At 73.1% G+C, this 23,849-nt stretch carries 21 protein-coding genes; 9 read left to right on the top strand and 12 right to left on the bottom strand.

Annotation, left to right across the window (positions count from 1 at the left end; genetic code table 11):
- The first annotated feature begins 35 nt into the window (after positions 1-35).
- Positions 36-641 carry a GOLPH3/VPS74 family protein gene (locus ACYQ8Q_RS31850; RefSeq protein WP_460069804.1) on the top strand — a complete coding sequence of 202 codons (606 nt, stop codon included), beginning with the start codon at positions 36-38 and terminating at the stop codon, positions 639-641.
- A gap of 15 nt (positions 642-656) precedes the next feature.
- Here the strand turns inward: ACYQ8Q_RS31850 and cimA are convergent, their stop codons facing one another.
- From cimA to ACYQ8Q_RS31815, 7 genes are all read right to left on the bottom strand, one after another.
- Positions 657-2,270 (bottom strand): citramalate synthase, encoded by a 1,614-nt coding sequence (gene cimA / locus ACYQ8Q_RS31845; RefSeq protein ID WP_460069802.1) that lies wholly within the window; start codon positions 2,268-2,270, stop codon positions 657-659.
- 283 nt (positions 2,271-2,553) lie between these two features.
- Positions 2,554-3,153 (bottom strand): TetR/AcrR family transcriptional regulator, encoded by a 600-nt coding sequence (locus tag ACYQ8Q_RS31840; RefSeq protein ID WP_460069800.1) that lies wholly within the window; start codon positions 3,151-3,153, stop codon positions 2,554-2,556.
- On the bottom strand, positions 3,150-4,199 hold the full coding sequence (locus ACYQ8Q_RS31835; RefSeq protein WP_460069799.1) for an agmatine deiminase family protein: 1,050 nt from the start codon (positions 4,197-4,199) through the stop codon (positions 3,150-3,152). The genes ACYQ8Q_RS31840 and ACYQ8Q_RS31835 overlap by 4 nt, the downstream gene beginning before the upstream one ends.
- A 9-nt stretch (positions 4,200-4,208) precedes the next feature.
- Positions 4,209-5,921 carry an urease subunit alpha gene (locus ACYQ8Q_RS31830; protein ID WP_460069797.1) on the bottom strand — a complete coding sequence of 571 codons (1,713 nt, stop codon included), beginning with the start codon at positions 5,919-5,921 and terminating at the stop codon, positions 4,209-4,211.
- Positions 5,918-6,649: an urease subunit gamma gene (gene ureA, locus ACYQ8Q_RS31825; RefSeq protein WP_460069796.1), complete on the bottom strand. Its 732-nt coding sequence runs from the start codon at positions 6,647-6,649 to the stop codon at positions 5,918-5,920. Before ureA ends, ACYQ8Q_RS31830 begins: the two co-directional genes overlap by 4 nt.
- A gap of 161 nt (positions 6,650-6,810) precedes the next feature.
- A complete protein-coding gene (locus ACYQ8Q_RS31820) occupies positions 6,811-7,899 on the bottom strand; it encodes a branched-chain amino acid aminotransferase (RefSeq protein ID WP_460069794.1) in 1,089 nt (362 codons plus the stop codon).
- 248 nt (positions 7,900-8,147) lie between these two features.
- Positions 8,148-9,191: a 3-isopropylmalate dehydrogenase gene (locus ACYQ8Q_RS31815; protein ID WP_460069792.1), complete on the bottom strand. Its 1,044-nt coding sequence runs from the start codon at positions 9,189-9,191 to the stop codon at positions 8,148-8,150.
- 143 nt (positions 9,192-9,334) lie between these two features.
- Here ACYQ8Q_RS31815 and ACYQ8Q_RS31810 point away from each other — a divergent pair, with 143 nt between their 5' ends.
- Positions 9,335-10,903: a purple acid phosphatase family protein gene (locus ACYQ8Q_RS31810; RefSeq protein ID WP_460069790.1), complete on the top strand. Its 1,569-nt coding sequence runs from the start codon at positions 9,335-9,337 to the stop codon at positions 10,901-10,903.
- Positions 10,904-10,966: 63 nt separating this feature from the next.
- Here the strand turns inward: ACYQ8Q_RS31810 and ACYQ8Q_RS31805 are convergent, their stop codons facing one another.
- The gene (locus ACYQ8Q_RS31805; protein WP_099053954.1) at positions 10,967-11,101 is read right to left on the bottom strand and encodes a hypothetical protein; all 135 of its coding nucleotides are present in this window, start codon (positions 11,099-11,101) and stop codon (positions 10,967-10,969) included.
- Positions 11,102-11,411: 310 nt separating this feature from the next.
- Between ACYQ8Q_RS31805 and ACYQ8Q_RS31800 the strand changes: the two genes are divergently transcribed.
- Positions 11,412-11,618, top strand: coding sequence for a DUF5988 family protein (locus tag ACYQ8Q_RS31800; protein WP_460069789.1), 207 nt, complete (start codon positions 11,412-11,414; stop codon positions 11,616-11,618).
- Here ACYQ8Q_RS31800 and ACYQ8Q_RS31795 read toward each other — a convergent pair.
- From ACYQ8Q_RS31795 to ACYQ8Q_RS31785, 3 genes are all read right to left on the bottom strand, one after another.
- The gene (locus tag ACYQ8Q_RS31795; protein WP_460069787.1) at positions 11,615-12,460 is read right to left on the bottom strand and encodes an alpha/beta fold hydrolase; all 846 of its coding nucleotides are present in this window, start codon (positions 12,458-12,460) and stop codon (positions 11,615-11,617) included. The genes ACYQ8Q_RS31800 and ACYQ8Q_RS31795 overlap by 4 nt on opposite strands.
- 17 nt (positions 12,461-12,477) lie before the next feature.
- A complete protein-coding gene (gene pruA / locus ACYQ8Q_RS31790; protein ID WP_460069786.1) occupies positions 12,478-14,109 on the bottom strand; it encodes an L-glutamate gamma-semialdehyde dehydrogenase in 1,632 nt (543 codons plus the stop codon).
- Positions 14,110-14,361: 252 nt separating this feature from the next.
- The gene (locus ACYQ8Q_RS31785; protein ID WP_460069784.1) at positions 14,362-15,288 is read right to left on the bottom strand and encodes a proline dehydrogenase family protein; all 927 of its coding nucleotides are present in this window, start codon (positions 15,286-15,288) and stop codon (positions 14,362-14,364) included.
- A gap of 181 nt (positions 15,289-15,469) precedes the next feature.
- On the opposite strand from ACYQ8Q_RS31785, the gene ACYQ8Q_RS31780 reads away from it, so the two are divergent.
- From ACYQ8Q_RS31780 to ACYQ8Q_RS31760, 5 genes are all read left to right on the top strand, one after another.
- Positions 15,470-16,702, top strand: coding sequence for a PucR family transcriptional regulator (locus ACYQ8Q_RS31780; RefSeq protein WP_460069782.1), 1,233 nt, complete (start codon positions 15,470-15,472; stop codon positions 16,700-16,702).
- Positions 16,703-16,811: 109 nt separating this feature from the next.
- Positions 16,812-18,305, top strand: a complete 1,494-nt coding sequence (locus tag ACYQ8Q_RS31775) for an ABC transporter substrate-binding protein (protein WP_460069780.1) — start codon at positions 16,812-16,814, stop codon at positions 18,303-18,305.
- Entirely contained in the window at positions 18,302-20,044 is a 1,743-nt protein-coding gene (locus ACYQ8Q_RS31770) for an ABC transporter permease subunit (RefSeq protein ID WP_460069778.1), read from the top strand. Before ACYQ8Q_RS31775 ends, ACYQ8Q_RS31770 begins: the two co-directional genes overlap by 4 nt.
- Complete coding sequence (locus ACYQ8Q_RS31765) at positions 20,034-20,957, top strand: ABC transporter ATP-binding protein (RefSeq protein WP_460069776.1); 924 nt, start codon at positions 20,034-20,036, stop codon at positions 20,955-20,957. Before ACYQ8Q_RS31770 ends, ACYQ8Q_RS31765 begins: the two co-directional genes overlap by 11 nt.
- The gene (locus ACYQ8Q_RS31760; protein WP_460069774.1) at positions 20,954-21,658 is read left to right on the top strand and encodes an ATP-binding cassette domain-containing protein; all 705 of its coding nucleotides are present in this window, start codon (positions 20,954-20,956) and stop codon (positions 21,656-21,658) included. Before ACYQ8Q_RS31765 ends, ACYQ8Q_RS31760 begins: the two co-directional genes overlap by 4 nt.
- On the opposite strand, the gene ACYQ8Q_RS31755 is transcribed toward ACYQ8Q_RS31760, so the two are convergent.
- Positions 21,612-22,184, bottom strand: a complete 573-nt coding sequence (locus ACYQ8Q_RS31755) for a TetR/AcrR family transcriptional regulator (RefSeq protein WP_460069772.1) — start codon at positions 22,182-22,184, stop codon at positions 21,612-21,614. The genes ACYQ8Q_RS31760 and ACYQ8Q_RS31755 overlap by 47 nt on opposite strands.
- Before the next feature lie 102 nt (positions 22,185-22,286).
- Between ACYQ8Q_RS31755 and ACYQ8Q_RS31750 the strand changes: the two genes are divergently transcribed.
- Positions 22,287-23,795: an MFS transporter gene (locus tag ACYQ8Q_RS31750; RefSeq protein ID WP_460069770.1), complete on the top strand. Its 1,509-nt coding sequence runs from the start codon at positions 22,287-22,289 to the stop codon at positions 23,793-23,795.
- Positions 23,796-23,849 lie beyond the last annotated feature (54 nt).

The following is a 23,849-nucleotide window of genomic DNA, read 5'->3' as shown; positions in this document are numbered from 1 at the left end:
GGGGGATCATGGGGGCAACCGACCTGGAGTCCGCCATGACCACTGCGCGCGATCTGTTGATCGTCTCCCTCGACGTCCCGTCCGCCCGGCCCGTCGAGCGGGGCGACCTCTCCCTGGCCCTCGCGGGGGCCGAGCTGGCCGACCTGCTCGCCGCCGAGGCGGTCACGCTGGACGACGACCGCATCGTGCCCGGGCTGCCGCCGGCCACGGACGACCGGCTGCTGGCCGAGGCCGGTGCGGCCCTCGTCCGGCAGCCGCCGCACGAGTCCGTCGAGGACTGGCTGTGGCGCCGGGGGGACGGGCTCGCCCAGACCTACGCCAACGAGCTGGAGACCGAGGAGCTGGCCGGCCGGCCCCGGTACCGGCTGCTGGCGGCGAGGAACGGCCGCGAGGTCGCCGCCCAGGCGCCGGACCGGACCCGCGCGAGGGAGCGCTGGACCTCGCACGAGCCCGTCCTCGCCTCGCTCGCCGCCGCCCTGGGCATCCCGGAGGGAGCGGCGGACGAGCCGCCGGTCCCGGCCGACGAGGCGCTGGTGACCGTGCTCGCGGCGGTCAACGGCGCGCTGACGGAGCTGGAGGCCGTACGGCAGCGGCGGCGCGTCGAGGACGCGGCCTTCGACAACGTGTGGCGGGGGTTCTGACGCCGGTCACGCCCGTCACTCGGCCGGCTGGACTCCCGCCTTCAGCAGGCCGTACGTGTAGGCGTCCTCCAGGGCCTGCCAGGAGGCCGCGATGACGTTCTCCGCGACGCCCACCGTGGACCACTCGCCCGTCCCGTCGGTCGTGGAGATCAGGACACGGGTGGTGGACTCCGTGCCGTGGACGCCTTCGAGGATGCGGACCTTGTAGTCGACCAGGTCCAGCTTGGCGAGCTGGGGGTAGATCTTCTCCAGCGCGACCCGCAGGGCCCGGTCGAGGGCGTTCACCGGGCCGTTGCCCTCGGCGGTGGCGACGATCCGCTCGCCCTTGGCCCACAGCTTGACGGTGGCCTCGTTGGCGTGGGTGCCGTCGGGGCGGTCCTCGACGATCGCCCGCCAGGACTCCACCTCGAAGTAGCGCAGCGGCTTGCCGCCCTGGACCTCGGTGCGCAGCAGCAGCTCGAAGGAGGCGTCGGCGGCCTCGTACGTGTAGCCCCTGAGCTCGCGCTCCTTGACCCGCTCGACGACCCGGCCGACCAGCTCGCGGTCGCCGCCGAGGTCGACGCCGAGTTCCTTGCCCTTGAGCTCGACCGAGGCGCGGCCGGCCATGTCGGAGACCAGCATGCGCATGGTGTTGCCGACCAGCTCGGGGTCGATGTGCTGGTAGAGGTCCGGGTCGACCTTGATGGCGGAGGCGTGCAGTCCGGCCTTGTGGGCGAAGGCGGAGACACCCACGTAGGGCTGGTGGGTGGAGGGGGTGAGGTTGACGACCTCGGCGATGGCGTGCGAGATCCGGGTCATCTCGCGCAGCCGGCCCTCGGGGAGGACCTTCTTGCCGTACTTCAGCTCCAGCGCGGCGACGACCGGGAAGAGGTTGGCGTTGCCGACGCGCTCGCCGTAGCCGTTCGCCGTGCACTGGACGTGGGTGGCGCCGGCGTCCACGGCGGCGAGGGTGTTGGCGACCGCGCAGCCGGTGTCGTCCTGGGCGTGGATGCCGAGGCGGGCGCCGGTGTCGGCGAGGACCGTCGAGACGACCGCCTGGACCTGGGCGGGGAGCATGCCGCCGTTGGTGTCGCAGAGGATGACGACGTCGGCGCCGGCCTCGGAGGCGGCGCGGACGACGGCCTTGGCGTACTCGGGGTTGGCGCGGTAGCCGTCGAAGAAGTGTTCGCAGTCGACGAAGACGCGGCGGCCCTGGCCCTTGAGGAAGGAGACGGTGTCGCGGACCATCTCCAGGTTCTCGTCCAGGGTGGTGCGCAGGGCCAGCTCGACGTGCCGGTCGTGGGACTTGGCGACGAGGGTGACGACCGGGGCCCCGGCGTCCAGGAGTGCCTTGACCTGCGGGTCCTCGGCGGCCTTGGCGCCCGCGCGGCGGGTCGCGCCGAAGGCGACCAGCTGGGCGTGCTTGAAGTCGATCTCCTGCTGGGCGCGGGCGAAGAACTCGGTGTCACGGGGGTTGGCGCCGGGCCAGCCGCCCTCGATGAAGCCGACGCCGAAGTCGTCCAGGTGCCGTGCGATCGCGAGCTTGTCGGCGACGGTGAGGTTGATGCCCTCCCGCTGGGCGCCGTCGCGCAGGGTGGTGTCGAAGACGTGGAACGAGTCGTCGAGCTCGCTGGTTGCCGTCTCGGTCATGGTCTCAAGGCTCCTGTTGTGGATCTTCGGTCTTACCGGAATGACCGGCTCCACCGTCCCCATGGTCCCTCGTGCGCTCGCTCCCGGCTGTGGGTGGGCCAGAAAAGCGAAAAACCTCTCGCGGGTGCGAGAGGTCTGCGCGCGGGTCGAGGACGACGGTGGCCGCCCGTACCTGGTCGTACGTGGCGGTCACTGCGGACCGGCGCGCCTGCTGCCAATAATCGTGGCGAACGAGAGCACGGGGGCAGTGTGGCACAAGCCGCCCCGGCGTGAGCCGGGTGTCTCAGGATGCGAGCAGGGACGTATCGAGGAACTCCTGGACGTGCCCAAGCACCTGGTCCCGGTCGGTGCCGCGCAGTCCGATCGCCACATGGATGGAGAAGCCGTCCAGCAGCGCCCGCAGCCGGGCCGCGTACCGGTCGGGGTCGACGGGGCGGAACTCGCCGCGCGACACCCCTTCCGCGAGCAGGGCCACCAGGTCGCGGTGCCAGGCGCCCTCGATGGCGGCCTGCCGGTCGCGGGCGGTGTCGTCGGCGTTCTGCGAGCGGTTCCAGACCTCCAGCCAGAGCGTCCAGTGCGGATCGCGGTGCCCGTCGGGGACGTAGAGGTCGACATAGGCGTCGAGCCGCTCCCGGACGCTCGCGTCGGCGGTCAGCAGCCGCGCCCGCTCGGCCCCGAGCCGCCCCTCGCTCCACTCCAGCGTCCGCAGCAGCAACTCGTCCTTGGAGTGGAAGTAGTAGAGCAGATGACCGCTGCTCATCCCCACCTCCCGCCCGAGCCCGGCCATGGTGAGCCTCTCCAGGCCGAGGTCGGCGATCATCGCCATGGCCGCGGCGAGGATCCCCTCCCGCGGCGGCGCGGGGGTACGGCGGGATGCGCTCATACGTCGGCTGCCTTCGGCTGTTGCTGGGTGATGCAGTGGATGCCCCCACCGCCCGCGAAGATCGTACGGGCGTCGACCAGGGTGACCGCGCGGTCGGGGAAGAGGCGGCGGAAGATGTCGGCGGCGAGGGCGTCGCGGGGGTCGTCGAAGGCGCAGAGGACGACTCCGCCGTTGCAGAGGTAGTGGTTGATGTAGGAGTAGTCGGCCCAGTGGCCGTCGGCCTCCAGGACGGTGGGGGCGGGGACGTCGACCACCTCCAGTCGGCGGCCCCGGGCGTCGGTCGCGGCGCGGAGGATGCCGATGACCTCCTCGGTGACCTCGTGGTCGGGGTGGGCCGGGTCGGGCTGGCGGTGCGCCACGACCACGCCGGGCGCCGCGAAGGCGGCGACGATGTCGACGTGGCCGAGGGTGCCGTAGCCGTGCGGGGGGTAGTCGCCGGTCAGCCCGCGCGGCAGCCAGATCGCCTTGCGGGTGCCGAGCAGGGCGTGGACCTCGGCCTCGACCTCCTCGCGACTCCAGCCGGGGTTGCGTTCCGGGCCGAGCTGGACGGTCTCCGTCAGCAGGACCGTTCCCTCACCGTCGACATGGATCGCGCCGCCCTCGTTGACCAGCCGCGAGGCGTACGTCCGCGCCCCCGCGAGGTCGGCGACGTGCGCGGCGATCTTCGCGTCGTGCTCCCAGCGGGCCCAGTGCTGGGCGCCCCAGCCGTTGAACGTCCAGTCGACGGCGGCGAGTCCGCCGCGCCCGTCGATGAGGAAGGTGGGGCCGATGTCGCGCATCCAGGCGTCGTCGAGGTCGCGTTCGACGAGGTCCACCTCGGGGCCGAGGAGCGCGGCGGCCTCGGCCGACTGTCCCGGTCCGCACACCACCGTGACCGGTTCGAAGCGGCGGACGGTGCGGGCGACCCGTGCCCAGGTGGCGCGGGCGGCGGCGAGTTCCCCGTCGTCGGCGAAGGTGTCGTTGGGGCCCGGCCAGGCCATCCAGGTGCGTTCGTGCGGGGTCCACTCGGCGGGCATGCGGAAGCCGTCGGCGGCGGGCGTGGTCATCGGTGGTCCTCAGAGGAAGTAGAGGCGGTTGAGGGACACGGAGTCGGCGGGCTCCGAGTGGATCGGCTCTCCGTCGAGCGTGACCAGCCCGGTGCGCTGATCGACGTCCACCACTCCGGTACGGGAGTTGAGGCGCAGGTCGGCCGGGCCGATCCCGCGGGTGCCGCGGACGGCGACCCTGCGGCGGCGGGTCGGCATCCGGTCGTGGCCCTGGTCCAGGGCGGCCTGCGCGACGAAGGCCACGGAGAGGTCGGCGGGCGTGGCGCCGTACGCTCCGAACTGCGGTCCGAGGACGAGGGGTTCGCAGTCGTCGGTGGCCGCGTTCGGGTCGCCCGTCACGCCGTACGCCGGGAAGCCGGCCTTGAGGACGAGCTGCGGCTTGGCGCCGAAGTACTCGGGGCGCCACAGCACGATGTCGGCGAGCTTGCCGACCTCGATCGAGCCGACCTCGTGCGCGAGACCGTGGGCGAGGGCCGGGTTGATGGTCAGCTTGGCGAGGTAGCGCAGGACGCGCTCGTTGTCGTGCCCGTCGTCCGGGGCGCCGGACTCGGCCTTCATCTTCCCGGCCATGGCGAAGGTCCGGCGGACCGTCTCCCCCGCCCGGCCCATGCCCTGGGCGTCGGAGGAGGTGATGCCGATCGCGCCCAGGTCGTGCAGGACGTCCTCGGCGCCCATGGTCCCGGCGCGGATGCGGTCGCGGGCCATGGCCGCGTCGCCGGGCAGGTCGGTCTTGAGGTCGTGGACGGAGACGATCATGCCGTAGTGCTCGGCGACGGCGTCCCGGCCGAAGGGCAGCGTGGGATTGGTCGAGGAGCCGATGACGTTCGGGACGCCCGCCATCTTCAGCACGTTGGGGACGTGTCCGCCGCCGCAGCCCTCGATGTGGAAGGCGTGGACGGTCCGGCCCTCCAGCACGCTGAGGGTGTCCTCGACGGAGAGGCACTCGTTCAGGCCGTCGCTGTGCAGGGCGACCTGGACGTCGTGCTCCTCGGCCACCCGCAGGGCCGTGTCCAGCGCCCTGGTGTGGGCGCCCATGTCCTCGTGCACCTTGAAGCCGGACGCGCCGCCCTCGGCCAGCGCCTCCACCAGGGGCGCCGGGTGGGAGGACGAACCCCGGCCCAGGAAGCCGATGTTGACCGGCCAGGCGTCGAACGCGGCGAACGCGTGCCGCAGCGCCCAGGGCGAGTTGACGCCGACGCCCCACACCGGCCCGAACTCCTGCCCGATGACGGTGGTCACGCCGGAGGCCAGCGAGGCCTCCATGATCCGCGGCGACAGCAGATGGACATGGGTGTCGACGGCCCCGGCGGTGGCGATCAGCCCCTCGCCGGAGACGAGGGAGGTCCCGGTGCCGACGACGACGTCGACCCCGTCGAGGGTGTCGGGGTTCCCGGCCCGCCCGATGGCGTGGATCCGGCCCTCCCGGATGCCGATGGACACCTTGCGGACGCCGAGGACGGCGTCGATCACCACGACGTTGCTGATCACGACGTCACAGGTGTCGCGGACGGCGGCGGCCTTCAGATGCAGTCCGTCACGGGCGGTCTTGCCGAAGCCGGCCAGGAACTCGTCGCCGGGGCGCTGGGAGTCGGACTCCACCCGGACGACGAGTCCCGAGTCGCCCAGGCGGACCCGGTCGCCTGCGCGGGGGCCGTGGGTGGCGGCGTACTCGTACGGGGTGAGCCGGCGGGCCTCGGCGGGGTGGCCTCCGGGGCGGCTCATCGCGCGTCCCCCTCGTCGGAGGCGGCCGGTGCGCCGAGGTAGCCGCAGGCGGCGGCGCGGCGCAGCGCCTCCTCGCGGGCGCCGGGCGCGTCCAGGGGTCCGTCGACGAGACCGGCGAAGCCGATGGCGACGCGGGCGCCGCCGATCGGCAGGAGGCCGACCTCCAGCGAGTCCCCCGGCCCGAACCGCACCGACGAGCCCGCGGGCACGGCCAGGCGCATGCCGTAGGCGGCCGGCCGGTCGAAGTCGAGCCGCGGGTTGGCCTCGAAGAAGTGGAAGTGGGAGGTGACGGAGACGGGCACGGTGGCGGTGTTGGTCACCGTCAGCCGGACCGCCGCCTCGGGCTCGTCGTGCCCGGGGCCCGGCAGCAGGGCGCCGGGGGCGCTCTCGCCGAGGCCGCCGCCGAGCGGGCCGATCGGGCCGCTCGAGCCGATCGGGTCGGAGACCACGGCGAGGCGTGAGCCGTCGTCGAAGACGGCCTCGACGTGCACCTCGGTGACGATGTCCGCCACGCCCGGCAGCACATCGTCCGGGCCGAGCACCGAGCGGGCGCGCTCGATCGCCTCGGCCAGCCGCAGCCCGTCCCGGGCCGCCTCGCAGACGGTGTCCGCGACGAGCGCGGTGGCCTCGGGGACGTTCAGCCTGAGGCCCCGGGCGCGGCGGGCGCGGGCCAGTTCGGCGGCGCCGAAGAGCAGCAGGCGGTCGCGTTCCGTGGGGGTGAGTCTCACGTTGACCTCCGATGGTTCGAGCGCCACTCTAAGTGGACTGCCATGAAGATCGTAAGACCGTGGTGCGACTTGTTTGAGTGATGCTCAATACGAGGGGATCCCCAAAGACGCGGCAGGGCCGCCCCCGGAATCGGGAGCGGCCCTGGGAAGGGGGCGGTGGCTCAGCCCAGCGGGTGCATCCAGCCGTGCCGGTCCTCGGCCGTGCCGCGCTGGATGTCCAGCAGGGCCTGGCGGAGCTTCACGGTGACCTCGCCGGGCTCGCCGCCCGACTGCTGCCACTCGGCGCCGGTGCGCTTGACCGTGCCGACCGGGGTGATCACGGCGGCGGTGCCGCAGGCGAAGACCTCGGTCAGGGTGCCGTTCTCCGAGTCGCGCTGCCACTGCTCGACGGAGACCCGGCCCTCCTCGGCCTCGTAGCCGAGGTCGCGGGCGACGGTGAGCAGGGAGTCACGGGTGACGCCCTCCAGGATGGACCCGGTCAGCGACGGCGTGATGATCTTGTTGCCGTAGACGAAGTAGAGGTTCATGCCGCCGAGCTCCTCGACCCACTTGCGCTCGACCGCGTCGAGGTAGCAGACCTGGGCGCAGCCCTGTGCGGCGGCCTCGGCCTGGGCGAGCAGGGAGGCGGCGTAGTTGCCGCCGGTCTTGGCGTCGCCCATGCCGCCGGGGACGGCGCGGACGTGGTCCTCGGAGACCCAGATGGAGACGGGCTTCACGCCGCCCGGGAAGTAGGCGCCGGCCGGGGAGGCGATGACCAGGAACAGGTACTCGTTGGCCGGCTTCACCCCCAGTCCGACCTCGGTCGCGATCATGAAGGGGCGCAGGTAGAGGGACTCCTCGCCGCCGTGCGCGGGCACCCAGTCCTTGTCCTGGGCGACCAGGACGTCACAGGCCTCGATGAAGGTCTCGACCGGCAGCTCGGGCATGGCGAGGCGGCGGGCGGAGCGCTGGAAACGCCTGGCGTTCTGGTCCGGGCGGAAGGTGGCGACGGAGCCGTCGGGGCGGCGGTAGGCCTTGAGGCCCTCGAAGATCTCCTGGGCGTAGTGCAGGACGTTGGTCGCCGGGTCGAGCGGGATCGGCGCGTACGGGACGAGCTGGCCGTCGTGCCAGCCGCGGCCCTCGGTCCACTTGATCGTCACCATGTGGTCGGTGAAGTGGCGGCCGAACCCGGGGTTCGCCAGGACCGCCTCACGCTCGGCGGCGGCGGTGGGGCTGGCGGAGGGCTTGAGCTCGATCGTGGGCGTCGTCATGAGTGGTTGTCCTTCACCGGTTGTAGTGACGGGCCGCGCTCACGTCCGTACGGCCGGTGGCCAGTAGTAGGACGTCCGAGCATTGCCTCATTCCGCGGCTCCGCGTTCGATTATCGCAAGCGGGGCGGCGGGAAGAAAACGGCGTGAATGCGACCCGGGGCTGATGGTTTCACCCGGCGGGGACAGGCGGAAGCCGCCGGGTGCGGATGCGACCCGGCGGCTTCGAAAGATCTCGAGTGGCGGCGGGGTCAGCCGGCTACTCGTACGGACAGCGCGTCGCCGATCTCGGACGTGCTGCGGGCGGGCTTGCCGGTGCGCTCCGCGAGGTCGGCGGAGACGGCCTCCTCGATGCGCGCGGCCTCGGTCTCGTAGCCGAGGTGGCGCAGCAGGAGGGCGACGGACAGGACCGTGGCGGTGGGGTCGGCCTTGCCCTGGCCGGCGATGTCGGGGGCCGAGCCGTGGACGGGCTCGAACATCGACGGGAACGTGCCCGCGGGGTTGATGTTGCCGGAGGCCGCGACGCCGATGCCGCCGGAGACGGCCGCGGCGAGGTCGGTGATGATGTCGCCGAAGAGGTTGTCGGTGACGATGACGTCGAACCGGCCCGGGTCGGTGACCAGGTAGATCGTGGCCGCGTCGACGTGGATGTAGTCGGTGCTGACCTCGGGGAACTCCGCGGCGACCTTGGTGAAGATGTTCGTCCACAGGTGACCGGCGAAGGTCAGCACGTTGTTCTTGTGGACGAGGGTGAGCTTCTTGCGCGGGCGGGCCTGGGCGCGGGCGAAGGCGTCGCGCACGACACGCTCGACGCCGAAGGCGGTGTTCACCGAGACCTCGGTGGCGACCTCGTGCTCGGTGCCCTTGCGGATGGTGCCGCCGTTGCCGGTGTACGGACCTTCGGTGCCCTCGCGGACCACGACGAAGTCGATGGCCGGCTCGCCCTTGAGGGGGGTGTCGACGCCGGGCAGCAGCTTCGAGGGCCGCAGGTTGACGTGGTGGTCGAAGGCGAAGCGGAGCTTGAGCAGGAAGCCGCGCTCCAGGACGCCGGAGGGGACCGACGGGTCGCCGATCGCGCCGAGCAGGATCGCGTCGTGCTGCTTGAGCGCGTCGAGGTCGGCGTCGGTGAGGGTCTCACCGGTGTCGTGGTAGCGCTTGGCGCCGAAGTCGTACTCCTTGGTCTCCAGCTTCACATCCTGCGGAAGGACGGCGGAGAGGACCTTCAGACCTTCGGCCACGACCTCCTGGCCGATGCCGTCACCGGGAATCACTGCGAGATTGATGCTGCGAGACATGTCGGCACCGTACTCCTTGTCCCATGGAATGACACGCCTCGGTCCGCCATACGGACACTCAAGAGGAGGACGGCGTGCTCCGGTCGACCGGCGTTCACCCGTACGCAGGACGCCCGTCGGACCGACCGGGAAACCTCTCCGGCATGGAGACACCGGACGTCGGCATTCCGCCCCGGCTCGCCCGCGGGATGAGTATGGCGGAGCAGTACGAGTATCTGCGTACGAAGCTCACCCGGCGCCGCACCCTGGTGTCGGCGGGCGCGGTGGCGGCGGGCGGGCTGCTGACCGGCTGCGGGGGCGACTCCCCCGGCCCGAAGGCGTCGGCGGCCCCCACCCCCTCCGCGCCGGGCTCCACGGGGCGCTCCTCGGCCGTCCCGTTCGGCCGCCACCTGTCCTTCGGCGCGGACCCGCGCACCGGGATGCGGATCTCCTGGCAGGTCCCGGCCGCCGTGCGCGAGCCGTACGTCCGGATCGGCACCCGCCCCGACGACCTCGGCGGCAAGGTCCGGGCCGAGGTGCGCGCGCTGCACACGCCGGGCGTGGAGGGCGTGCGCAGGGCGCTCGACCAGTACTACGTGCACGCCTCGGTGGACGATCTGCTGCCCGGGACGACGTACTACTACGGCGTCGGCCACGACGGCTTCGACCCGGCCGGCGCGGAGCACCGCGCCACGGTCGCCTCGTTCCGTACGGCACCGGCGGGCGCCGGGCGGTTCGTGTTCACCGCGTTCGGCGACCAGGGCGTGGGCCGCTCGGCGGCCGCGATCGACCGGCTGCTGCTGAAGGCGGCCCCCGCCTTCCATCTGCACGCGGGCGACGTCTGCTACGCCGACGGGACCGGCCGGGGCGAGAAGACGGACGGCTACGACCCGACGGCCTGGGACGCGTTCCTGAGGCAGAGCGAGCCGGTGGCGCGGTCGGTGCCGTGGATGGTGACGACCGGCAACCACGACATGGAGGCCTGGTACTCCCCCGACGGCTACGGCGGCCAGCTCGCCCGTTTCTCCCTCCCGGACACCGGCTTCGACCCGCGCACCGCCCCGGGCGTCTACACGTTCACGTACGGCAACGTGGGCGTGGTGGCGCTGGACGCGAACGACGTGTCGTACGAGATCCCCGCGAACCAGGGGTACACCCAGGGCCGGCAGACGGCCTGGCTGAAGCGGACGCTGGCCGCCCTGCGGACGTCGTCGGCCGTCGACTTCGTCGTCGTCTTCTTCCACCACTGCGCCTACTCGACCTCGGCGCACGCCTCGGACGGCGGGGTGCGCGCGGAGTGGCTGCCGCTGTTCGACCGCTACCAGGTGGATCTGGTGGTCAACGGGCACAACCACGTCTACGAGCGGACGGACGCCCTGAAGGGCGGACGGGTGGGCCGTACGGTCCCGGTCGGCGGGTCCACGGACCCGACGCGGGACGGGACGGTGTACGTCACGGCGGGCGGCGGCGGCCGTGATCTGTACGGCTTCCCGGCGGACGCGCCGGAGAGCTACGAAGGGCATGTCCGCGACCGCGACGCGGTGGACACCTTCCACTGGACGCGCTCGCGCGAGAACGCGGCGGAGACCGTGGAGTGGTCGCGGGTGCGTTACCGGGGCTTCTCGTTCCTGTCGGTGGAGGCGACGGGTGGGCCCTCGGCGCGGCTGACGGTGTCGGCGCTGGCGGAGGACGGCCGGCGCATCGACCGGTTCGAGGTGCGGCGCGGGGCCTGAAGTCCCGTTCAGGACCCGCGCCGCGCCCCGTGCGGGTGCGGCTCCCGGACTGTGCCGCCGGGCCTACAGGTGGCCGGTCTCGCCGCCGTTGTCGCGGCGGTCGAGGGCGCGCTGGAGGGCGGCGGCGGCCTGCTTGCGGTCGGACTCGCTCGTACGCGAGGTGTGGCGGACTCGGCGGCGGACGGTCGTCTCGGCCATGGGGAATCGACTCCTTCGAAGGACCCAGGGAGTGCGGAAGGGGGTACGAGACGCCGAGGCGGGGAGCCACGGGCCACAGGGGTTGCCTGCGCGGGGCCCGGCTCGCGACCGCCCTTCGCTTGATCGAGCGAGACGTTCGGCTCCTACAAAGTTAAGCGAGGAGCGCGCGGCTGTCTGCACAATTACTCGGACTTCCTACTATCTGAGACGGCGGATCGGGTCACACCTGTCTGACCTGCGGTGATCGCCCAGACGGCTGATCCTGGGCGGGGGCGCGAGAGCGGGTCGGGACAGCGGGAACGGTGAGGTCATGAGCGACACGGCCAAGGCAGTTCTCCAGGGCGGTCCGGACGATCTGCCCGAACGGATCGTCCCGGTCACGACCCCCGGAGCGGACCTGAAGATCGAGCTCCGCAACGGCTACGAACACTTCCGGCCCACCGCCCGCCGGGCGGACACACCGGAGGGCACACTGCCCGTCTACGAGTGGTGGGAGCGGACGGAGATGCCGGGCTAGGGCAGCGCCGACACCACGGCCGTCCGAAAGCCCTGCGGGTCCTCGGTCCACGGCTGGTGGCCCGCGTCCGGGAGGGTCACCCGCCGCACCCGCGGCAGCGCCCGCTCCAGGGAGTCCACCGCCGACCGGGGCCGGATGTCCCCGGCGCCGTCGACGATCAGCACCGGCACGTCGAGGGCCGCGCAGGCGGCGCGCAGGGCCGGGGTGCCCCAGGTCAGGCGCCGCTCCTGGTTGAGGGCCTGGTTGCAGTCGCCGTTGACCCCGAACCACGGGTCGGCCATGCGGTCGGCAAGGTGCCGGGCGCGGTCGCGGTCCTCGAACTCGGCGGACCACAGCAGAACGGCACGCTCCCGCGCCTCGGCCGCCGTGAGCGCCGTACGGTCCGTCAGTTCCCGCCAGCGGGCGAGGCGTCCGGGCGTCTCGCCGAGACGGGCGAGGAGGTTCTCGCGGTAGGCCGGGTGCCAGTCGGCGTCGGGGCCGATACCCGTACCGCTGACGTACACCAGCGCGCTCACCCGTTCCGGGTGGGCGAGCGTGTAGGCCAGGGCGAGCTGGGCACCCCAGGAGTGGCCGAGCAGGGCGGTGCGGCCGAGACCGAAGTGACGCCGTACGGCGTCCAGGTCGGCGACGAACCGGGAGGTGGTCCACGGTCCGTCGCACCGCTGCGAGCGGCCGCAGCCGCGCTGGTCCCAGCGGATCACCGTGGCGGTGTCGTCGAGCAGCGCGGCCACGTCCTCGAACATGTCCCACAGCCCGGGTCCGCCGTGACACAGAACGAGCGGCGCGCCCCGGCCGGACGCGCTCGCCCACAGTCGTACTCCGTCGTCGGTGTACAGGGCCATCCCCGCATTGTGCGGGGTCAGCCCATGTGCGGGTAGGTGTAGTCGGTCGGGGCGACCAAGGTCTCCTTGATGGCGCGGGTCAGCGTCCAGCGGGTGAGGTTCTGCGGGGCGCCGGCCTTGTCGTCGGTGCCGGAGGCCCGGCCCCCGCCGAAGGGCTGCTGGCCGACGACAGCGCCGGTCGACTTGTCGTTGACGTAGAAGTTGCCGGCCGCGTAGCGCAGCTTCTCCATGGTGTACGCGGTCGCCGCGCGGTCGCCGGAGATCACCGAGCCGGTCAGGGCGTAGTCGGACACCGACTCCATCTGGGTGAGCATCTCGTCGTACCGGTCGTCCTCGTAGACGTGCACGGCGAGGAACGGGCCGAAGTACTCGGTGGTGAACACCTCGTTCTCGGGGTCGGTGCACTCGACGACGGTCGGGCGGACGAAGTACCCGACCGAGTCGTCGTAGCTGCCGCCGGCGACGACCGTGCAGGTCGGGTCGGCCTGGGCGCGGTCGATGGCGGCCTTGTTCTTGGCGAAGGCGCGCTCGTCGATGACGGCGCCGAGGAAGTGCGACAGGTCGGTGACGTCACCCATGGTGAGCTGGTCGACCTCGGCGGCGAACTCCTCCTTGAAGCCGGAGTTCCAGATCGAGGCCGGGAGGTAGGCGCGGGAGGTCGCGGAGCACTTCTGGCCCTGGTACTCGAAGGCGCCCCGGGTGAGGGCGGTCTTGAGGACCGCGCGGTCGGCGCTCGGGTGGGCGACGACGAAGTCCTTGCCGCCGGTCTCGCCGACCAGACGCGGGTAGGAGCGGTACTTCTCGATGTTGGCGCCGACCGTCTTCCACAGGTACTGGAAGGTCTTCGTCGAGCCGGTGAAGTGGATGCCGGCCAGGTCGCGGTGGGCGAGGGCGACCTCGGAGACGGCGATGCCGTCGCCGGTGACGAGGTTGATGACGCCCTTGGGCAGACCGGCCTCCTCCAGCAGCCGCATGAGCAGCACGGCGGCGTGGGTCTGGGTGGGCGAGGGCTTCCAGACGACGACGTTGCCCATGAGGGCGGGGGCGGTGGGCAGGTTGCCCGCGATCGCGCTGAAGTTGAACGGCGTGATCGCGTAGACGAAGCCCTCCAGCGGGCGGTGGTCGAGACGGTTCCACACGCCCGGGGAGTTGGCCGGGGGCTGCTCGGCGAGGATCTGACGGGCGTAGTGGACGTTGAAGCGCCAGAAGTCGACCAGCTCGCAGGGGGTGTCGATCTCGGCCTGCTGCACGGTCTTGGACTGGCCGAGCATGGTGGAGGCGGCGATGGTCTCGCGCCAGGGGCCGGCGAGCAGTTCGGCGGCGCGCAGGATGATCGCGGCGCGGTCGTCGAAGGACATCGCGCGCCAGGCGGGCGCGGCGGCGAGGGCCGCGTCGACGGCGTCCCGCGCGTCCGCCTGCGTGGCGTTGCGGTAGGTGCCGATCACGGCCCGGTGGTTGTGCGGCTGGACCACGTCGAACGCGTCACCGCCACCCATCCGCCGCTCGCCGCCGATGGTGCAGGTGAGGTCGAGGGGGTTGTCGGCCAGTTCCTTGAGCCTGGCCTCCAGCCGGGCCCGCTCGGGCGAACCGGGGGCGTAGCCGCGCACCGGCTCGTTGACGGGGGCGGGGACCTGGGTCACAGCGTCCATGGGGTTACCTCTTCCGAGTGATTCCCTGGCTTCAGCCCGAGGGAGCTGAGGCGGTTGCGTATGGTGAGCAGCGGTCAGGGCTTGACCGTCACGGACTCGCTGTAGCGAGCCGTGAGAAGCCCCTTCGGGGGCGGAGTCACGGGATCCGTAACTCCTTTCCACGGATCTGGGTCCGGCTCAGCCGGCCACAGGGCTGCGGCTGTTGCCCTCCGAAGGGCCTCGGGGACCGACAGCCGTGGCTCATCCAGCGCATCACCCCTTGCTGATCATCGAGCGGACGAAAAAGCGCAGGTTCGCGGGCTTCTCCGCGAGGCGGCGCATGAAGTAGCCGTACCAGTCGGTGCCGTAGGCGGTGTAGACGCGCATGCGGTGGCCCTCGGCGGAGAGCCGCAGGTGCTCGTCGCCGCGGATGCCGTACAGCATCTGGAACTCGTACTCGTCGGGCTTGCGGCCGGCCTTGCGGGCCAGCTCCTGCGCGATGGAGATCAGCCGCGGGTCGTGGGACCCGACCATCGGGTAGCCCGCCCCGTCCATCAGCGTCCGCAGGATCCGGACGTACGCCTTGTCGATCTCGTGCTTCTGCTGGTACGCGACCTCGGCGGGCTCCTTGTAGGCGCCCTTGACCAGCCGCACCCGGCTGCCGTTCGCGGCGAGGCGGCGGGCGTCGGCCTCGGTGCGGAACAGGTACGCCTGGATCACACAGCCGGTCTGCGGGAAGTCCTTCCGCAGCTCGTCGTGGATCGCGAACATCGAGTCGAGGGTGGTGTGGTCCTCGGCGTCGAGGGTGACGGTGGTGCCGAGGGCGGCGGCGGCCTCGACGACCGGGCGGACGTTGGCGAGCGCCAGCTCATGTCCACCGGGCAGTGCCTGGCCGAACATCGACAGCTTCACCGACATCTCGACCCGCTCGCCGAGGTCGAGCGCGTGGAGGCGGTCGACCAGGGCGAGGTAGGCGTCACGGGCGGCGGCGGCCTGTTCGGGCGTGGTGATGTCCTCGCCGACGACGTCCATCGTCAGCTCCAGACCCTGGGCGGTGAGCTCCTCGACGACCGGCACGATGTCGTCGACGGTCTCCCCCGGAATGAAGCGGTCGACGACCTGCCTGGTCACCGGGGCCGCCGAGATCAGGCGTCGCATCCGGTCGCTGCGCGACGCGGCGAGAATCACGGGACCCAGCACGGGGCACCTCCACATACCAACCCATACGAGGCCGATACCCGACGATCCGGGAACGGCACGGAGAACCACCGTGAAAGTTAAGGATCCCTCCGATCGTGGGCCATCGACAGCTGTCACGCATCCGTGCCGCGGATCTCAGACAGATGGATGAAGGCCTGCGGGACTGAGGGAGAATGCCCAGGTGACCGCCGAATACCAAGGTGACTACCAGGACCTGGTCGATGAGATCTCGGAGCTGCTGGGCGTCCCCGCGACCCTGGAGAACCGGGACTTCGAGCTGATCGCGTTCGGCGCGTACGACAGCGAGGACGAGCTCGACGCGTCCGCGCTGGACCCGGTGCGGGCCCGCTCGATCCTGACCCGGCGGTCGACGGCGGCCGTGCGCACCTGGTTCGAGGGCTTCGGCATCACCCGCGCCACCGGCCCGGTCCGGATCCCGCCGACCCCGGAGGCGGGCGTGCACCGGGGCCGGATCTGTCTTCCCGTACGGCACCGGGGGGTCGCCCTCGGTTACGTCTGGCTCCTCGCCGACGATCCCGGGCCCTCGCAGGGGCAGCTGGCGGCGGCGATGGAGGTGACCGTGCGGATCGGGGCGCTGCTCGCGGACGAGGCCCAGCACGGCGCCGACCTCAGCCGCGAGCTGCGGGCGGTCCTGACGGCGGAACCCGGCTGGCCGCGCGACGCGGCGCTGGCGGAACTCCGCACCGCGCTCGGCCCCCGCGCGGACGTCCCGCACACCCTGGTCTGCGTGGCCCCCTGGCCGGCCGCCTCCCCCGACGACGCCCCGTCCCTGCGCACCCTCCCGGGCGCCACCGCCCTCTGTACGGCCCCCTGGGGCCCGACGGCCCACGCGCTGGCAGTCCTGGTACGCCTGCGCACCCCGGACGTGCTGACCCCGGCCATGACGGTGGCGACCCGTCTGCTGGAACGGGCGGGGGACAAGGGGGGCCGGGGCGGCGGGACCGGCAAAGACGGCGGAGACGGCGGAGACTCCGGCGGCAGGGTGGTGGCGGGGGTCGCGGTGGGGCGGGTGGGGCTCGGGGAGCTGGGCGGGGCGTGGGGGGAGGCGGTGGGGGCCGCGCGGGCCGCGCTGGGCGAGGCACGGCTCGGGCCGGTGGCGCGGTGGGCGGCGATCGGGCCGTACCGGTTGCTGACCTCGCTGCCCGGGGACACCGCCCACGATCCCGCCGTACGCCCCCTGCTCACCCCCGCCCACCAGGAACTCGCCCGCACCGCCGAGGTCTTCCTCGACTGCGCGGGCCAGGCGGGCCGCACCGCGGCCCGGCTCGGCATCCACCGCCAGACCCTGTACTACCGGCTGTCCCGCGTGGAACAGCTGACCGGCCTGGACCTGGCCGACGGGGAGGACCGGCTGCTGCTGCACATGACCCTGAAGGCGACTCGGCTGCCCTGAGGCGAACCAGCGCGGCGAACCAGCGCGGCGAACCAGCTATTGAAAACGATTATCATCATGCTAAGGTCGGCGCACTCGTCCTTGACCACCCCTTTACCCGGAGGGCCCCGTGCGCCTGCCCGCCCGCCGTCTGCTCCCCCTCACCGCTCTCACCGCCGCCTCCACCCTGCTCACCGGCTGTTTCACCGGCGACGGCACCGCGTCGGCGGGCGCCGACGGCAGCCGCGTACGGGTCGCGATGATGCAGCCACCGCGTTCCGGGCTGTCGCCGCTGTCCGACGACGCCTTCAAGCTCTCGCGCTGGTCCACCGCCGAGACCCTCGTGAAACTGGACGCCGAGGGTGACGCCGAGCCCGCGCTCGCCACCTCCTGGCGGCAGGACGGCCGCACCTGGACCTTCGCGATACGCGACGGCGTGACCTTCCACGACGGGACCGCGCTGGACGCCGACGCCGTGGTCCGCTCGCTCACCCGGGCCGCGACCGCCGCCCCCAAGCCCCGCATCCTGGACGGCGTCGACCTCACGGCGAAGGCCGAGGACGCCCGCACGGTCACCGTCACCACCGCCGCCGAGGACCCCCTGGTCCCGCAGCGGCTCAGCTCGCCGCAGCTGTCGATCCTCGCGGCGCGGGCGTACGACGGGAAGACGGTGAACCCGGTCGGCGCCGGCACCGGCCCCTTCGAACTGACCGAGGTGAACGGCACCTCCTCCGCCACCCTCGACCGCTACGACGCCTACTGGGGCGACCGGGCCGAGGCCCCCGGGATCGACGTCAGGTTCGTGCCGGACGGCACCGCCCGCGCGGCGGCACTGCGCAGCGGCGAGGCCGACATCGTCGAGGCGGTCCCCGTCTCGCAGGCCGCCCTGCTCGACGCGGACCTCGTCACCGAGGTGCCGATGCCCCGCACCAACACCCTGTACCTGAACACCGCGAAGGGCGCCTTCGCCGACCCCGGCCTGCGCGCCGCCGCCCGGGAGGCCGTGGACGCCGCGTCGATCGTGAAGGGGGTGTACGAGGGGCGCGCGGACCTCGCCGAGGGGCTGCTCGGGCCCGCGCTGCCCTGGGCTGCCGATCTGCGCGAGCCCGTGACCCGCGCGAAGGCCGCGAACCCGGCCGGCCGCTCGATCACCCTCGGCACCTTCACCGACCGCGCCGAACTCCCGGAGGTCGCCGCGGCCCTCCAACAGCAGCTCCAGAAGGCCGGGTTCACGGTCAGGCTGGAGGTGCGCGAGTACGCAGCCATCGAGGCGGACGCGCTGTCCGGCGCCTTCGACGCGTTCCTGCTCTCCCGGGCCACCGTGCTGGACTCCGGCGACCCGGCCGCCTATCTCTACAGCGACTTCGCCTCGGACGGCTCCTTCAACCTCTCCCGGTTCAGCGACCGTTCCGTGGACGCGGCCCTGCGGAAGGCGGGCACGACGCCCACCGGCGACGCCCGCCGCCGGGCCGTGATCGCCGCCGAGGCCGCCGTCCTCGCCGCCGACGCCGCCGTACCGCTGCTGCACGAGCGGGTGATCCAGGGCGACGCGCCCGGGGTGGTCGGCGCCGCGCACGACCCGCGCGAGCGGGAACTGGTCACGGCCGCCACCCACGTCGAGTGAGGGCCGCCGCGACCCGCTCGGCCGGTCTCCTCGCGGTCCTCGCCGCCGTGGGCCTGCTGCCCTGGCTCTCCGGCCGCGACCCCGCGCTGACCGTGCTGCGCGCCCGCTCCGCCGAGCAGGAACCGACCCGGGAGGCCCTGGACGCCGTCCGCCGCGACCTCGGCCTCGACGCGGGACCCCTCGCCCTCCTGGGGAGGTGGGCCGTCGGCCTCGGGCGGGGCGACCTCGGCGCCTCCTGGGTGTCGGGCACCGAGGTGCTGCCCGCCGTGCTCGCCGGGCTCCGGGTGTCGCTCGCGCTGATGGGCGCGGCCCTCGCCGTCGCGCTGCTGCTGACCGTCGCCCTCGTCACGCCCGTGCTGGTGCGGGGGCGGGCCTCGGCCGGGGCGGGCGCCGCCGTACTGGCCGCCGTACCGGAATTCCTGCTGGCCACGGCGGGGCTGCTGGTGTGCGGGGTGTGGCTGCGGTGGCTGCCGACGTCCGGGTGGGCCGGGCCGGAACATCTGGTGCTGCCCGCCGTCGCGCTGGGCGTCCCGGCCGGCGGGCTGCTCGGCCGACTGGTCGCGGACGCGCTGCCCGCCGTACTGGACGAGCGGTGGGTGGAGCTGTGGCGGGGCGCGGGGGTGAGCCGCGCGCGCATCCGTGCCGCCGCGCTCCGGCGCGTACTGCCTCCGCTGGTACCGCAGTTCGGGATGGTCGCCGTGGGACTCACCGGGGGCGCGGTCGCCGTGGAGACCGTGTTCGCCGTGCCCGGGATCGGGCGTACGGCCCTGGGCGCGGCGAAGTCGCAGGACCTGCCCCTGCTCCAGGGCGCGGTGCTGGCCCTGCTGCTGCTCGGCCTGGTCACGGGCGCGGCGGCGGCGCTGGTCCGGCGTCGGCTGCTGGGCCCGGCGCTGCGGGACGCGTCCCTCGCGCTCCCCGCGCCCCGGCCGGTGCGCACCCACCCGGCGGTCCCGGGCGTCCTCGCGGCCGTGCTGCTGACGGCGATCGGCTGGGGGCTGTCGCGCGACCCGTACACCGTGCGCACCGCCGCCCGGCTGGCCCCGCCGTCCTGGGCGCACCCCCTCGGCACCGACGGTCTCGGCCGGGACGTGCTGGCCCGCCTCGGACACGGCGCCGCGGCCACCGTCGGCACGGCGGCGGCCGTGTGTCTGCTCAGCCTGGCCGTGTCGCTGGCGCTGGGCTTCCTGCCCGCGGTCGCGGCGGGCGCGGCGGACATCGCCAACGCGCTGCCCCCGGTGATCGTCGGCATCCTGGTCGCGGCGGCGGCCGGCCCCGGCACGGGCGGTGCCGCGCTCGCGGTCGCCCTGGTCTCCTGGCCCCCGCTCGCCGCACACGCGGCCGCGCTGGTGCAGGAGGTGCGGGCGTCGGCGTACCTGACCGCCCAGCGGGCCATCGGCGCACCCCCGTGGTGGATCCTGACCCGGCACGTCCTGCCCTCGGTCGCGGCCCCGGTGGCCCGGCACGCGCTGCTCCGGCTGCCCGGCATCGCGCTGGCGCTGGCCTCGCTGGGCTTCCTCGGTCTCGGCGCCCGGCCCCCGGCGCCGGAGTGGGGGCTGCTCCTGGACGAGTCCCGCGCCTATGTGGAACGCGCCCCGTGGGCGGCCCTGGCCCCGGCGACCGCCCTCGCCCTGCTGGCCGGGCTGGCGGTGTCGGGTGCGTCGTACGCGCAACGGCCGAGGACGCGGACAAAAACAAGGACAAGTACAAGGACAGGGACGGTGAGCGGAGTTGGGGCCTGAGGTGGTGCTGTCGGTGCGGGATCTGCGGGTCGCCTTCGCCGGGGCGGAGGTGGTGCGAGGGGTGTCCTTCGAGGTGCGGGCGGGCGAAGTGTGCGCGCTGGTGGGCGAGTCGGGCGCGGGCAAGAGCCTGACCGCGCGGGCGCTGCTCGGCATGCTGCCGAGGGAGGCGACGGTGTCCGGCACGGTCCGCCCGGACCTCTCCGGCGCACGGGGCCGCCGGATCGCGCTGGTCCCCCAGGACGCGCTCTCCGCGCTGTCCCCCGTCCACCGGGTGGGCGACCAACTCGTCGCCGCCGTACGGTCGGTGCGGCGCGTGGGCCGGCGGGAGGCCCGGGGCCTCGCGGCAGCGGCGCTGGACCGCGTCGGCATCCCCGGCACGGTCCGTTCCTACCCGCACGAACTCTCCGGCGGGATGCGGCAGCGGGCGGTGATCGCGATGGCCACCGTCAACGAGCCCGATGTCCTGGTCGCCGACGAACCGACCACCGCCCTGGACGCCGACCGCCGCGAGCGGGTGCTCGCCCTCCTCACCGCGCAGCGGGAGTCACGGGGCACCGCACTGGTGCTGGTCACCCACGACATGGACGCGGTACGGCGGCACGCGCACCGGATGCTGGTGATGTACGCGGGCCGCGTGGTGGAGGCGGGCCCGGCGCGGGAGGTGCCGACGCGGCCCCGGTCGCCGTACACGGCGGGCCTGCTGGCGTCCCTGCCCCGGCCGGACGGCCCCCGTCGGCTGTTCGCGCTGCCCGGGGCGCCTCCCGTACCGGGCGCGCTGCCACCGGGCTGCGCGTTCGCGCCGCGCTGCCCCCTGGCCGCCGAGGTGTGCCGTCGCGAGGAGCCGCCCGAACGGGAGCTGGACGGCCGCCCGGTCGCCTGCCACCACCCCGATCCGGCCAGGGAGTCGAGATGAGCGAGCCGCTGCTGGAGGTCCGTGACCTCGTCGTCCGCTACGGCGCGTGCACCGCCGTCGACCGTGTCTCCTTCGCCCTCGCGCCGGGCGAGATCCTCGCGCTGAACGGCCCCTCGGGCTGCGGCAAGTCCTCGACCGCGCTCGCGGTACTGCAACTGCGCCGCCCGGACGGGGGCGAAGTCCGTTTCGAGGGACGCGAGTTGACGACCCTGACCGCGCGCGAACTGCGTCCGCTGCGGCCACGGATGCAGCCGGTCTTCCAGGACCCGTACGGTTCCCTCAGCCCCCGGCACCGGATCCGGGACGCGGTGGCGGAACCGCTGCGCCTGCGGGGCCTACGGCCGACGTCCGGGCAGGTGGCCGCGCTTCTCGAGCGGGTCGGCCTGGACCCGTCGTACGGCGACCGCCGGCCGCACGAACTCTCCGGCGGCCAGTGCCAACGCGTCGGCATCGCCCGGGCGTTGGCGGGTGAGCCGCGCCTGCTGGTGCTGGACGAACCGGTGTCGGCGCTCGACCCGTCGGTCCGGGCGGGCGTGCTGAACCTGCTGGCCGACCTCCGGGACGAGCTGGGACTCGGCTACCTCTTCATCTGCCACGACCGGGACGTCGTACGGCACTTCGCGGACCGGGTGGTGGAGCTGCGGGAGGGGCGGGTCACGTCCGAGTGGCGCCCTCGACGATCTGCCGCAGCCCCTCGGTGAGCACGTCGCCGTCGGGCGCGGTCCTCGGGTCGAAGGTCCACTGCGAGATCAGGCCCGACATCAGGGTCATATAGAAACGACCGAGGGTGTCCGCCCTCTCGTCGGACACCTCCTCCTCCGGCACGCCCGTCATCAGCGAGACCAGGCCTCGGCCGCCCTCGCGCTGGGCGCGGGACAACTGGTCGCGGACCTCCGGCAGTTGGTCGCCCATCGCCATGATCTCCACGCCGAGCCGCCACATCGCGCCGGACTCGCGCATGCTGTCGACGATGTGCGACCACACCTCGCGGAACCGCTCCAGCGAGCCGGGCGCACCGACGAGCCCCCCGCCGCCGTCGAAGGACATCTCGTCCACCAGGGCGATGTAGGCCTGCGCGAGCAGCGCGTCCTTGGAGCCGTAGTGGTAGCCGATCGAGGCGAGGTTGGTCCCCGACTCCTTCACGATGTCCCGCGCGGTGGTGCGCGCGAACCCCTTCGCCAGCAGGCAGCGCTTGGCGCCTTCGAGCAGATCCTCACGGTGTCCCATGCGGGCCAGCGTATTACACAGCCGTCCTAAACGACCGTTCCATACGGCCGTCCCATACGCTCGTTCTAGACAAGCGTTTAAGACGCTCGTATAGTTCTGGGCATGACGAACCCCGCGAACTCGACGTGCACCACCGTGAGCCCGGCCGGCCGGCGCGCCGGCCGCCGTGAATGGACCGCGCTCGGCGTGCTGATGCTTCCGCTGCTGCTGGTCTCGATGGACGTCTCGGTCCTGTACTTCGCGATCCCGGCGATCAACGCGGACCTGGAGCCGAGCGGCACCCAGCAGCTGTGGATCTTCGACATCTACGCGTTCGTCCTGGCCGGCCTGCTGATGACGATGGGCTCGCTCGGCGACCGCATCGGCCGCCGCAGGCTCCTGCTCGCCGGCGCCACCGCCTTCGGCGCGGCCTCCCTGCTCGCGGCCTACGCCGACAGCGCCGAGACCCTGATCGCCGCCCGTGCGCTCCTCGGCGTCGGCGGAGCGACTCTGATGCCGTCGACGATGGCCCTGATCCGCACGATGTTCACCGATCCGGCGCAGCGCGCGAAGGCGATCGGCCTGTGGTCGGGGGTCATGACGGCCGGTGTGGCGCTCGGCTCGGTGATGAGCGGGATCCTCGTCGAGTACTTCTGGTGGGGCTCGGTCTTCCTGGTCAACCTGCCCGCGATGGCCCTGCTGCTGCTCCTCGGCCCGGCCCTGCTGCCCGAGTCGAAGGACCCGCGCCCCGGCCGCTTCGACTGGCCGAGCGTCCCGCTGTCGATGGCCGCCGTGCTCCCCGTCGTCTACGGCCTGAAGGAGATCCCCTCCGAGGGCTGGCACGCGCCGTACGTCGTCGCGATCACCGTCGGCCTGCTCTTCGCCGCCCTCTTCGTCCACCGCCAGCGCACCACCGCCGACCCGATGATCTCCCCCGCCCTGTTCCGCGGCCCCGGCTTCGGCCCCGCGGTGGTCCTGAACCTCGTCTCCTCGTTCGGGATGATGGGCTCGGCCTTCTTCACCACGCAGTACCTGCAGTCGGTACTCGGCAAGAGCGCGCTGGAGGCGGCCCTGTGGGCGCTGCTGCCGTCGGTGCCGATCGGGATGGCCGCCCCGCTGGCGACCGCCCTGGTCCAGCAGGGCGTCAACCGGGCCTACGTCGTCACGGCGGGCTTCGCGGTCGCCGCGGCCGGCTACGCCCTGCTCGCCCTCGCCGGGACCGACTCGATGTGGCTCGTGCTGACCGCCTGCGGGGTCCTCGCCTCCGGGATCGTCATGGTCATCTCCCAGATGACGGATCTGGCGATGGGCGCGGCCCCGGCCGAGCGGGCCGGCTCCGCCTCCTCCCTGCTGGAGACGGGCGCCGAGTTCGGCGGCGCCCTCGGTATGGCGGTCCTCGGCTCCATCGGCACGGCGATCTACCGCCACGAGATCCCGTCCTCGGCGCCCGCCCCGGCCCGGGAGACCCTGGGCGGTGCGCTGGCGGTCGCCGACCGGGTCCCCGGACTGGCCGCGGCGGCGCGGGAGGCGTTCACCAGCGGGATGCAGGGCGCGGCGATCGCCGGGGCGGTGCTGCTGGCGGGGGCGGCGGTGGCGGCGACGGTGAGCCTGCGGAGGATCCGCGTGAAGTGAGGCAACGGGCACATGCGAACGCCGGACGGGCATCTTCAGCCCGTCCGGCGTTCG

The organism is Streptomyces sp. YKOK-I1, from assembly GCF_054660435.1.
The sequence above is the reverse complement of the archived record's forward strand: the minus strand, read 5'-3'. Positions and strand labels throughout refer to the sequence as shown.

What these genes read in the sequence shown, in the direction of transcription:
- ACYQ8Q_RS31805 (WP_099053954.1), bottom strand. Translation starts at nt 11,101, where the DNA reads ATGGCCGAGACGACCGTCCGCCGCCGAGTCCGCCACACCTCGCGTACG.
- ACYQ8Q_RS31830 (WP_460069797.1), bottom strand. Translation starts at nt 5,921, where the DNA reads ATGAGCCGCCCCGGAGGCCACCCCGCCGAGGCCCGCCGGCTCACCCCG.
- ACYQ8Q_RS31755 (WP_460069772.1), bottom strand. Translation starts at nt 22,184, where the DNA reads ATGGGACACCGTGAGGATCTGCTCGAAGGCGCCAAGCGCTGCCTGCTG.
- ACYQ8Q_RS31795 (WP_460069787.1), bottom strand. Translation starts at nt 12,460, where the DNA reads ATGGCCCTGTACACCGACGACGGAGTACGACTGTGGGCGAGCGCGTCC.
- ACYQ8Q_RS31800 (WP_460069789.1), top strand. Translation starts at nt 11,412, where the DNA reads ATGAGCGACACGGCCAAGGCAGTTCTCCAGGGCGGTCCGGACGATCTG.
- cimA (WP_460069802.1), bottom strand. Translation starts at nt 2,270, where the DNA reads ATGACCGAGACGGCAACCAGCGAGCTCGACGACTCGTTCCACGTCTTC.
- ACYQ8Q_RS31820 (WP_460069794.1), bottom strand. Translation starts at nt 7,899, where the DNA reads ATGACGACGCCCACGATCGAGCTCAAGCCCTCCGCCAGCCCCACCGCC.
- ACYQ8Q_RS31815 (WP_460069792.1), bottom strand. Translation starts at nt 9,191, where the DNA reads ATGTCTCGCAGCATCAATCTCGCAGTGATTCCCGGTGACGGCATCGGC.
- ACYQ8Q_RS31810 (WP_460069790.1), top strand. Translation starts at nt 9,335, where the DNA reads ATGGAGACACCGGACGTCGGCATTCCGCCCCGGCTCGCCCGCGGGATG.
- pruA (WP_460069786.1), bottom strand. Translation starts at nt 14,109, where the DNA reads ATGGACGCTGTGACCCAGGTCCCCGCCCCCGTCAACGAGCCGGTGCGC.
- ACYQ8Q_RS31850 (WP_460069804.1), top strand. Translation starts at nt 36, where the DNA reads ATGACCACTGCGCGCGATCTGTTGATCGTCTCCCTCGACGTCCCGTCC.
- ACYQ8Q_RS31835 (WP_460069799.1), bottom strand. Translation starts at nt 4,199, where the DNA reads ATGACCACGCCCGCCGCCGACGGCTTCCGCATGCCCGCCGAGTGGACC.
- ACYQ8Q_RS31760 (WP_460069774.1), top strand. Translation starts at nt 20,954, where the DNA reads ATGAGCGAGCCGCTGCTGGAGGTCCGTGACCTCGTCGTCCGCTACGGC.
- ACYQ8Q_RS31840 (WP_460069800.1), bottom strand. Translation starts at nt 3,153, where the DNA reads ATGAGCGCATCCCGCCGTACCCCCGCGCCGCCGCGGGAGGGGATCCTC.
- ACYQ8Q_RS31750 (WP_460069770.1), top strand. Translation starts at nt 22,287, where the DNA reads ATGACGAACCCCGCGAACTCGACGTGCACCACCGTGAGCCCGGCCGGC.